Origin of the sequence: Salinispora cortesiana, assembly GCF_000484695.1 — a bacterium.
Lineage (GTDB): Bacteria > Actinomycetota > Actinomycetes > Mycobacteriales > Micromonosporaceae > Micromonospora > Micromonospora cortesiana.
This window is the reverse complement of sequence record NZ_AXVR01000092.1, coordinates 1-9,548: the sequence shown is the minus strand read 5'-3', so window position 1 is coordinate 9,548 and position 9,548 is coordinate 1. Positions and strand designations below refer to the sequence as shown.

Genomic DNA, 9,548 nt, shown 5'->3' with positions numbered 1-9,548 from the left:
GCTACACACCGACCGCGGGTCGCAATTCCGAAGCCGGAAATTCGTCCACGCCCTCCACCAGCACCACATGACCGGATCGATGGGCAGAGTCGGCGCCGCCGGCGACAACGCCGCCATGGAATCCTTCTTCGGCCTGCTACAGAACAACGTCCTCGACCGCCGAACCTGGACCACCCGCCAACAGCTCAGGACCGCGATCGTGACCTGGATCGAACGGACCTACCACCGCCGCCGACGCCAACGAACCCTGTCCCGGTTGACCCCTATCGAGTACGAGACCACCATGACCCCACCGGCCAGTCAGGCCGCGTAACTGGAACTGTCACCCATCGGTGCAGCAGACCCCCCACTCGTGGACGAGCACGGCATATAGCAGTGAGTCGCGCCAGGCTCCATTGGTGAACACGTGGTCACGGATCCGTCCTTCGAGCTGCATACCAAGCCGCTCGGCAATCTTTGTGGACGCGGCGTTGTCTGGACCGATTGCTGCACTGATCCGGTGGAGCTGGAGATCTGAAAATCCGAAGTTAACGATTGTGCGGGTGGCGTCCAAGGCGTATCCATGGCCCCACTGGTCGGCGCGGATGGCGTAGCCGAGCTTGGCGGCTTGGACACCAGCAAACGCAAGCCGAACGAAGCCGATTAGATCGTCGCTAGGCAGCGTTACAGCGAGATAGAACTCCGCTCGTGGTTGCTGCTGTGCCCGTTCGATTGCCCCGTCGAGGGGTGTTGGTAAGAACGACGACACCAGGGACCCAAAAAGATGATCTTCACGGGCCGCCCAGGGCGATCGGCGGTCGTTGAGCTGGTGTCCCGTTAGGGGATCGTCCATCGGGCAGGGGCCGAGGTGGTCGGCGTGGTCGCTCCACCGCTGGTCGGGTAGTCCCGTAACACCCGCCCGGTGAAGCGCCCGGTCAGCGGGGGCTAAGCGGTACAGTGACGCCTTATGATCGGCCTCAAGATCGGCTACGCCCGGGTGTCCACCGATGAGCAGGACCTGGCCGCGCAACTGGCGGCACTGGCCGAGCTCGGCGTCGGCACCGACCGGATCTACGTTGACAAGGGCCTGACCGGAACCAACCGGGCCCGACCGGGACTACGCGAGGCCCTCGCGGCGTGCCGGACCGGCGATCAGTTGGTGGTAACAAAGTTGGACCGACTCGCCCGCTCGGTCTTCGACGCACACGACATCGCCAAAGAGCTGACCACCCGCGAGGTGAAGCTCAACCTCGGCGGATCGATCCACGACCCCACCGATGCGATGGGCAAGCTGCTGTTCACCACCCTTGCGATGATTGCCGAGTTCGAGGCGGACCTAGCGCGGATGCGGACCCGCGAGGGCATGAAGATCGCCAAAGCCAAAGGTCGGCTGCGGGGCAAGGCGCCCAAGCTCAACGTCAAACAGGAGGCCCACCTGGTGGCCCTGCACAAGGCCGGCGAGCACACCAGCGGTGAGCTGGCCGAACTGTTCGGCGTGGCCCGCTCGACGGTCTATCGGGCGATCGAGCGGGCCGCCGCCGTGGTGCCGGCAGGCTCTTCCAAAGCTGGCGCGTAGCAGGTCAGTAGAGGGTCGGTGGCCTTGCCGCCACCGGCGTGGATGGGCCTGCGTGCACTGGGCACCAAGCTGACCGGTGCGACCGGCGGTGTCGAACACGGTCATGCAGGCGTATGGGGGGACGCGAGGGTCGCGGCGCGCAGGGGTCGGCTGGTCAGACAGGCAAAAGCGGCGGTGAGAACAAGAGCGGCAGCAGTCAAGAAGGTGGCCGGCAGTCCGGCGTGACGAGTGAGTAGAGCGGTGCCGGCCAGAGACAGGGGTGCGGTGCCGACGGTGGCGATGGCGAACAGGCTCATAGCGCGGCCGAGCTGAGCGGCGGGGACGCTGTGCTGCACGAGGGGGATGGCGATGCCGGCAACGCCACCGCCGACGACACCGAGTGCCACAGCGAGGGCGAGGGCAACGGGCAGCCCGGCGGTGAAGGGGAAGAGCGCAAGCAAGGTAGCACCGAGCAGGCCGCAGCTAGCGGTCACGAGGCCTGGGGCGGGGGTACGAGAGACGACGGCCAGGACAGCGGCGGTAGCGCCTGCCCCTACGCCGATGCCAGCCAGGAGCAGCCCAAAGCCCTCTGCGCCCCAGCCGTTCTGGTCAGCCAGGAAGGGATAGGCAACGTTGACGATACCGCTGAGGGCGAACTCGAATAACGCGACGAGCAACAGCAGATTACGCAGCAGCGGATGACGGGCGGCATGCCGCAGCCCGTCAACGACTTGGGCGGTGAACGCTTCGCTCGGAGCGCTTGCCGACAGAGGCCGGGTGCGCAGCAGCGCCAGGCCGACGGTGGAGACGACGAAGGTGATGGCGTTGACCAGCAGGCAGATCTCAACGCCGCCCAGAGCGATGAGGCCCCCACCCAACGGTGCGCCGACAATGAGGGCGGCGCGGGTACCCAGCGCGCGCAGATTCTGCACTCGCAGTAGCTGATCTGATGTCACTACTAGAGGTGGCAGCGCTCCGGTGGCCGGATAGAAGACCGCGTCGATCGCGCCGAAGAGCGCAGCGAGGACGAGGAGAAACGCCAGCGGAGTGCCAGCGGTGGCGACGAACGCCGCAGCGGCAAGCATTAAGGCGCTGCGGGCTGCGTCGCTGAACAGGGCGAGGCGTTTGGCGCCGACGCGGTCCACCAGTACGCCACCGGCGAGCATGAGCAAGACCCTGGGGATCGCCGCGGCGGCAAGGACGAGGCCGGTGGTGCCGGCCCCGTACACCTGTACGGTTGTCCAGGTCAGGGCGACCAGGAAGACTTGGTCGCCGATGAGGGAGATGGGTTCGGCCCCCAGCCAGGCCCAAGTCCGCCACTGCCGTAGACCGCTGGGCGCAATAGCCGCACCAGGCGAGCGCAGAGTGCTTTCAGAGAAGGACATGTCGGTTCACTTCATTGAGAAGGCGTGAGCCAAAGCGAACACCCGGCTTACAGGGGGCGTCGGGGCGTTAGGGTCGCTAGCGCGTGGCCGGTCACGGAAGCGCAGCAGGACTGCGGTGATCTCCTCACGCAGCTCGTCGAGCTCAGCGGCGGTCAACTCCAGGATCATGTCGGTACCGAACGCGGCCGCGCGCAGCGTGTCACTGGGATCGGCTGGGGTGTCGAAAAACTGGCGAAGTAACTCTGCGTGCACTGCGGCCTGGGCGCGGTGCAGCACCTCAACCTCACGCTCGGTGTCCTTGTCGAAGCTGTTGGGGTCGAACGTCAGGCCGCGGCTCGACTGGCGCCAGTAGCGCTCCCTGCCGTGAGCCTCCGCGCACGGGTCTTCTTCAACCACGCCAAGATCGGCGAGTCGGGTCAGATGGTAGAAGGCCAGTTGTGCGGTGGTGTCGACCCGCTTCGCCAGCTGTGTAGCAGTCGCCGATGTCGTGGTCGCCAATGCGTAGTACAAGCGCAGGCGAAGAGGGTGGGTGAAGGCCTTCAGGACCTCCACCTGGGTCACGTGACGCGACTGTTGCTTGTCCACGGCTATAACGCTAGGTGATGCCAGGCGACAATTCAAGAGTTCTTGAAACACTTCTCAGGGTGAGCATCTAACTCAAGGTTGCTTTTAAAGGGAAGCTTGACTTACTGAGAAGTGGCTAGCTAGCGTCATCGACACGGCCGCATGTAACAGGCCCAGTGAGGACAACCGTACGGGGGAGGTGGACTACATGTACTACGACGACGCGCTCGTGACCACGACCGACGCCGGCGCTGCAGACCGGAGCGTCAACATCGCCTGCTGACCCAGCGGACCCACGTCAGCGGCCGGGATCACGCTTTATCAGCGAGTCCCGGCCGCTGACTCGTGTCAGCCGTCAGCTCATACGGGGAGGGCCAACGTCATGGAGAAGGTGACCCAGTACAAGGTCATCAGCAGTAACAGCTACCACAGCCCGGCCGGGGACTCGGTCCGGCTCGTCTACGCCACCAGGGTCAGCAAGGTGGTGCCAGTCGCTGCGGCCACCGCAGCCGACCTTGACGCCGGACGCATCCCACAGCTGCCCGCGGACCGCCTTGACGGTCTGCGCCGCTACCAACTGCTCGTGCCCGCTAACGAAGATGAACTGGCTGCCGTCACCGACCGGTTCACCACCGCCGCCGCCGACCTCAGCCGCCGCCACATCGTGCTGTTTCCCACCGCCTACTGCAACATGGGCTGCACCTACTGCGGCCAGACCCACCGCAAGCAGTCTCTGCGCGGCAATCATCGAGATGCTGTGCGCCAACGCACCCTTGCCGTGCTCGAACACCCGCAGACCCGCGCGGTGCGCCTGGACTGGTTCGGCGGTGAACCCCTCATGGGCTACGCGACGCTTCGCGAACTGGCTCGGGCGTTCCTGCCGGTCGTCGACCGCCGCGGCCTGGAGTGGTCCTCAACCATCGTCACCAACGGCGCTCTGCTCGACTACCGCAAGATCAAAACCCTAGCTATCGAGTCCCGGGTCACACACGCCGAGATAACCGTCGATGGGCCGCCGGAGATTCATGACCAGCACCGGCCGCTGAAAGCGGGCGGCGGCTCGTTCTGGAAGATCGTCCGCGCCATCGGCCAAGCCCTCGAAGACGACAGTACTGCTGGCATGACCTTCGGCATCCGCACGAACGTCGACGTACACAACGAAGACGCCGTAGAGCGCCTGCTACGCCTACTCGCCGAGCATGGCTTTGCCCATTCGCGCGTGCGGTTCGGCATCAAGCCCGTGCACTCCTGGGGCAATGACATCAGCGCCATGGAGTTAGGCAAGCAGCACTTCGCAGACCGTGAGACACACTGGCTGGCCCTCATGAGTGACCTCGGACTCAACTTCGAGGTCCTACCACCCGAGCCGGCGCCTGTGGTATGCCCCGCCGTCACCCGCTCCGACGAGTTCATCGTCCCCGACGGCAAAGTCTTCTCCTGCAGCGAACAGCCCCTGGTCGACCACCTTGCGCACACCGCCGTCGGCGCCGTCACCGACGAGTGGGCGGCCACAGCGCAACCACGTCCCGAAGGCGCCTTCGACGATTGGCATGCCGATGTCGCCGCCGGTGGCCGCGGCTGCTCAACCTGCCCGCTCTACCCGACCTGTGGTGGCGCCTGTCCCAAGCTGTGGCGCGAAGGCCACTGGCCCTGCCCCAGCTTCAAGTTCAACATCCAAGCCCGTCTCGACCTCATCGCCACTATGAACGGCTTCACTCTGCAGACCCCCACCCTGGCAGGTGCCGGCGCATGAGCTCCGACACCACCGGAAGACCACGTGTCCTCGTCGGCGCCAGCGGTGCCGCTGCCGTCCTCACCTTGCCCAGCTATCTCATCGCACTGCGCACCAAGCTCGACTGCCAGCTGACTGTCGTGCTCAGCGCCGCCGCCGGCCGCTTCCTGCCCGCGCGCACCGTCCGGCTCGTCGCTGACGACGTCATCGACTCCACCGACCACGACGCTGTCTTCGCTGCCAATCACGTGCGCCTGGCCGTTGAACACAACCTTGTCCTCGCCCTACCCGCCACTGCCAATCTGCTCGCTGATGTCGCCCATGGGCACGCCCCCAGTCTGCTGTCCACCGTCGCGCTGGCCTCTCCCGCTCCCATCACCTTCGTACCCGCCATGAACCGCTCCATGTGGACCAAACCCGCCGTTCAACGCAACGTCGCCCTACTACGCGATGACGGCCATGATGTCGTCGAACCCCAGTGGCGGACCGCCTTCGAACTGTCCACCCGCCGCGAACACGAAAACCCCGTCCTTGCCAGCCCCGGTGAGATCACTGACCTCGTCGCCGAACGCCTCACCACGCAGTGATCGCAAGGGCCGTCATGGTCGCGAGGTTGACGTTGGCCAGTTCCCGCCGGGGTGGCGGGACGGCGGCCACCAGGGCGAGCGCCGTTACGCGGCGACCTGCCGGTTTAGTCGTCGTGGTCGTGTCTGCAGCAGCAGCAGCAGCGGCGGCGGGGCGAGTCGGTGCGGGGTTGGCGTACCAGCCTGGGGCAGACGGCCATGGCGGTGGGCACCGCCGCTGATTCTATCCAGCAGACGAGCGGTTCCAAGTTGTCACTCTCGCCGTCGTCTGGTTCTTCGGCGTTGAGGGCCAATGCCTCGCGCAGCCATCCCAATTCGTCGTGGTGCAGCGCCACGGTAGTCCACCTGCGGATGGCAGCGCCGTCGTCGAGGTCGTCGCCGCCGTCGTGCTCGCCGGGCAGCTTGACGGCGATCCAAATGTCCTCACCAAGTAGCTGCGCGGCCGCGCGCAGCCGCACCACGGTGGGGTCGGTGGTGAGGCTGTGCTGCGGGTCGAGGTCGTCGAGGTCGATGCCGTGTGCGGTGTCCATGTCGTGCTCGGCTACCAGGCCGGCGGTGCAGACCACGGCCAGGCGCGGGCGCTGCTGAGCCGGGGCGCGGGTGGCGTCGGCGAGGTTGGCGTAGGCGTCGAACGCGGCCTGCGGATGCGCGGTGAGCAACTCACCGATCTGCCACCAGTCCCAGCCGGCGGCCAGCACGTCGCGCACGACGCTGTGATGCAAGTGCTGGCCGGCAGCGGTGAACCGGCCGGTCAGGGTGGTGGCCTGCTTGAAATCGCCGGTGGTCGCGGCCTGGGTGGTCGCGGTCAGGCCGTCGGTGAAGGAGCAGCCGTACTGCTCACGGAACGTCGCGGTGTGTGCGCCGGTGCGGGTGGAGGTCATCGTGGCGGTCCCTCGCTGCTCGGGGTGGTCGGGCCATCGTCGCCGCCGACCGGATCCGGCGTGGCCGTGGCGCGTAGGGCGAGCCGGTTGGTCATGTTGAGCCGGACCTCGCCGTACGGAGAGATGTTGGACCAGAACAGTGGGGTCAGACCACGGCGGTCGGCCGAGGTCAACTCGACCAGATCCTCGGCCAGGACGTCCTGGACCATCAGGGTGTTGACGTACACCACGGCGGCCTGCAGCACCCGCAGGCACAGCACGGACAGCTCCTGCTCGTCGCGCCGGTTGGCGGGGATGTCACCGCCATTGCCGAAGTAGATGATCGAGTTGCCGGCGTTCCACGACTCCGACACGTTCAACCCGGCGTTGATCTCCCGCTGCAGGTCTCGGTCACGCAGGTAGCGGGCCACGAAGATGCTGCGCTGGGCCCGGCCGACTTCCAACATGGCCTGATAGGTCGGGTGCATCAGATTGGTCTGCTGGAAGCGGCGCAGGATGGCCGCGGTCTGCGCCGACCGCGTCCGGATCGCCGTCGCGTACTTGATCATCTGGTCGTACTGGTCGGCGATCAGGTGCCAGCGGATCGGCCGGTTCATCAGCGCGGCGCCGAGCTGCGGATAGGCGTCGTTGGCGCTAGCCCGGTAAAGCCGGACCCGGTTGATCGCCTTGATCCGTGGCAGCAAGTCGAAGCCGAGCAGCCGGGTAAGGCCGAACCCGATGATCGACTGGCCGTGCGTGTCGACGTAGTTGGCCTCGACGTCCATGGCGGTCCCGTGGTGCATCGCCCCGTCGATCATCGCCGCGACCTCAGACGCGGAGCAATTGATGACCTGCGAGTGGATCACCATGGACTTACGTTCGACGTGCCAGTAGATCAGCACGCCGCGGCCGCCGTAGCGGGAGTGGTACTCGGTGAAGATGTTCGCGTCGAACGCGCCGAAGTGCGTCGAGTCCGACGCCACGGTGCTCGACCCGACGCCCCAGATGCTCTGCTGCCGGGCGCTGAAGGTGGCGTTGGCGATGTCGATCGCCAACGCCCTCACCAACTCCGAATTGAGGTAGCGGCGCGGCACGTAATACAGCTCTTCCTCACGGTGGCCGTGCTCACCGGCCGCCACCGCGCGGATACCGGTATTCGTGCCATAGGCGTAGAGCACCAGCAGGAGCCGCTCGAGCAGCTGCCCGCCAGCGGCGTCCGCGCGGCCGAACATGGAGCCGATCGTGGCGCCGCAGTCCGAGCGCAGCACCGCCTCCTTGAGCACGTCGATCAGCGGGACCGTGCCCCACCGGCCGGTGATGACCTTCTTGAGCCGGCCCAGGTTGACCGGCTCGGGCAGCGCGTCGAGCGGGCTGAGCTTGACCGAACCCTGATTGCCCGGGCGAGGCCGGATCTCCAGCCAGTCCAGCGGCATCGCGTCGTTCAGCGCACCCAGCTCGGCGCGCATCTCGCTCTGCAGGGCGTCGATGAACATCGCCGGGTCCAGCGGCTTACGCAGCGCCTGGTAGTGCTCAGTGCGCCGCACCTCAAAGTCACCGGGCAGGTCCTCGTCCGGGTTGCGGAACTCCATCGCCCCAACCACCCAGACGCCCTTGCACCTGAGCTGGTCACACAGCGCCTCGAATGTGCGGATCTCGTACACCGTGCGCACCGCGCGGCGCCGGCCGCGTCCGTCGACCCGGTAGGCCAGCTCCGCCCAGTCGCCCGTCAGCCCAGGGTGCGTCGGTACCGTCTCCCCTGCCGGGTAGTACGTCAGGTCGGTCTGCGACCGGTAGCGGCGCACCAGATGCAGCGCGTCGAGGACCGGCCGGTGCGAGTTGTCGCAGCGGAACTCCAGCACCTCCAGCAGGGCGATCAGGCCCTTGCGGTAGTGGTGGGAGTACGACGCCCGGTACGTGGTCTGCACCGTGCGCCGGTACGTCGACCCCGACGCCTTGTACTCGGCCACCAGGTAGCGCAGGTTGGCCTCCCCGACGACCGGGAACACCACCTGCCGCACCGTGTCGTCCGGCCGGGCCGTAGCCGCCTCCGCCACCCGAAACAGCAGGTTCTCCTTGCCCTGGACCCTCCGGAACTCCGCCACCAACTGCTTGGTCACCCGCCGGTCCGCGCGGGCCTCGATCGCATGGACCGTGCGCAGCAGCAACGTGACCAGCGCATCGGTAATCTCCCAACTACGGCAATGCACCAACGCCGCCAGCAGCGTCAACGTCACCTCCACACTGTGCCCGCGCAGGTGCGACGGTGACTCCACCGCCGCCCGGGCCCGCCACGCGGCGAGGACCTTCGGCGCGACGTCGGCGAACAACCCCGCCGGCAGGCCGATCGCCCGCACCGCTTCCAGCCGGGAGATCTCCGTGAGCATCGACGACAAGCTCACGTTCCCCGTCGCCGCCTTGATCAACACCAACACGCTCGGATCAGCATCGTCGACGTCGGTATCCGCCACCGCGACCAGCGACAACAGCCGAGCCCGCACGTCGGTAGACAGCCGGCCGGCGATCCGCTCGGCGAGGAGCTTCTCCGCCTGGTGCAGGCCTGACCGCACGATCTTGTCCAACCGGTCCGGCGTCGGCGCCTCGATCGACCGCGCTCGCAGCTCGGCCAGCACCGCATCCTTGGCCAACTCGAACCGACGTTCCTTCTGCGCGTAGTCCCCGGCCAACCAGTCCGTCAGCTTCTCCGCATCGACGACAGTGCACTCCCGGAACCCCAGATATGCGCGGATCTCGGCCCGGTGCCGCTTGATCGTGCGCCCAGCCCACTCGTAGAAACCCAACGAGCCTGCGTCAACGCCCAACTGCCGCGCCACGAACTCCACCACGTCCTCATGCAGCTCCGCACGCACACGCGGGAACCGGCCGAACCGG

General features: G+C 66.8%; 9 protein-coding genes. 4 read left to right on the top strand and 5 right to left on the bottom strand.

The features are described from left to right. The coding region (locus K228_RS0123065) for an integrase core domain-containing protein (RefSeq protein ID WP_025620521.1) at positions 1–313 on the top strand (313 nt) is incomplete at its 5' end. Positions 314–322: 9 nt separating this feature from the next. On the opposite strand, the gene K228_RS0123060 is transcribed toward K228_RS0123065, so the two are convergent. After that, on the bottom strand, positions 323–832 hold the full coding sequence (locus K228_RS0123060; RefSeq protein ID WP_025620520.1) for a GNAT family N-acetyltransferase: 510 nt from the start codon (positions 830–832) through the stop codon (positions 323–325). Positions 833–946: 114 nt separating this feature from the next. On the opposite strand from K228_RS0123060, the gene K228_RS0123055 reads away from it, so the two are divergent. Beyond that, positions 947–1,555 (top strand): recombinase family protein, encoded by a 609-nt coding sequence (locus tag K228_RS0123055; RefSeq protein ID WP_025620519.1) that lies wholly within the window; start codon positions 947–949, stop codon positions 1,553–1,555. A 101-nt stretch (positions 1,556–1,656) separates the two neighbouring features. Here K228_RS0123055 and K228_RS0123050 read toward each other — a convergent pair whose 3' ends face one another. After that, complete coding sequence (locus K228_RS0123050; RefSeq protein WP_025620518.1) at positions 1,657–2,919, bottom strand: MFS transporter; 1,263 nt, start codon at positions 2,917–2,919, stop codon at positions 1,657–1,659. A 6-nt stretch (positions 2,920–2,925) separates the two neighbouring features. Beyond that, positions 2,926–3,504, bottom strand: a complete 579-nt coding sequence (locus tag K228_RS0123045; RefSeq protein ID WP_025620517.1) for a helix-turn-helix domain-containing protein — start codon at positions 3,502–3,504, stop codon at positions 2,926–2,928. Positions 3,505–3,964: 460 nt separating this feature from the next. Between K228_RS0123045 and K228_RS0123035 the strand changes: the two genes are divergently transcribed. Then, a complete protein-coding gene (locus tag K228_RS0123035; RefSeq protein ID WP_223160760.1) occupies positions 3,965–5,236 on the top strand; it encodes a radical SAM/SPASM domain-containing protein in 1,272 nt (423 codons plus the stop codon). Continuing rightward, positions 5,233–5,802 carry a flavoprotein gene (locus tag K228_RS0123030; protein ID WP_025620515.1) on the top strand — a complete coding sequence of 190 codons (570 nt, stop codon included), beginning with the start codon at positions 5,233–5,235 and terminating at the stop codon, positions 5,800–5,802. Before K228_RS0123035 ends, K228_RS0123030 begins: the two co-directional genes overlap by 4 nt. A gap of 104 nt (positions 5,803–5,906) precedes the next feature. On the opposite strand, the gene K228_RS26535 is transcribed toward K228_RS0123030, so the two are convergent. Together K228_RS26535 and K228_RS0123020 are read right to left on the bottom strand one after the other, a co-directional pair. After that, entirely contained in the window at positions 5,907–6,680 is a 774-nt protein-coding gene (locus K228_RS26535; protein WP_025620514.1) for a hypothetical protein, read from the bottom strand. Continuing rightward, the coding region (locus K228_RS0123020) for a Tn3 family transposase (RefSeq protein WP_025620513.1) at positions 6,677–9,548 on the bottom strand (2,872 nt) is incomplete at its 5' end. The genes K228_RS26535 and K228_RS0123020, both read right to left, overlap by 4 nt.

What these genes read in the sequence shown, in the direction of transcription:
- K228_RS0123060 (WP_025620520.1), bottom strand. Translation starts at nt 832, where the DNA reads ATGGACGATCCCCTAACGGGACACCAGCTCAACGACCGCCGATCGCCC.
- K228_RS0123055 (WP_025620519.1), top strand. Translation starts at nt 947, where the DNA reads ATGATCGGCCTCAAGATCGGCTACGCCCGGGTGTCCACCGATGAGCAG.
- K228_RS0123050 (WP_025620518.1), bottom strand. Translation starts at nt 2,919, where the DNA reads ATGTCCTTCTCTGAAAGCACTCTGCGCTCGCCTGGTGCGGCTATTGCG.
- K228_RS0123030 (WP_025620515.1), top strand. Translation starts at nt 5,233, where the DNA reads ATGAGCTCCGACACCACCGGAAGACCACGTGTCCTCGTCGGCGCCAGC.
- K228_RS26535 (WP_025620514.1), bottom strand. Translation starts at nt 6,680, where the DNA reads ATGACCTCCACCCGCACCGGCGCACACACCGCGACGTTCCGTGAGCAG.